The organism is Pseudomonas protegens (genome assembly GCF_003732485.1).
GTDB classification, from domain to species: domain Bacteria; phylum Pseudomonadota; class Gammaproteobacteria; order Pseudomonadales; family Pseudomonadaceae; genus Aquipseudomonas; species Aquipseudomonas protegens_B.
Map to the genome: position 1 here is coordinate 1 of NZ_MOAK01000076.1, position 238 is coordinate 238.

Genomic DNA, 238 nt, shown 5'->3' on the forward strand with positions numbered 1-238 from the left:
TGCTGAACCGTGTGGCGCCGCTGCTGGGCTACGACGATTACATCGACCTCAATCCGCTGGCCGCCGGTATCGGCACCCTGGGCTTTATCTTCGGTGCCTATCTGTCGGAAACCTTCCGTGGCGCCTTCATGGCGATCCCCAAGGGGCAGGCCGAGGCGGGCATGGCTTACGGCATGAGCAGCTTCCAGGTGTTCTTCCGGGTGATGGTGCCGCAGATGATTCGCCTGGCGATTCCCGG

1 protein-coding gene is annotated in these 238 nt (G+C 63.0%); it reads left to right on the plus strand.

The annotated features are described in order from the left end of the window. Nucleotides 1-238 (plus strand): ABC transporter permease subunit (locus BLX41_RS20430; protein ID WP_123726354.1); only part of this gene is annotated, 238 nt, incomplete at both ends.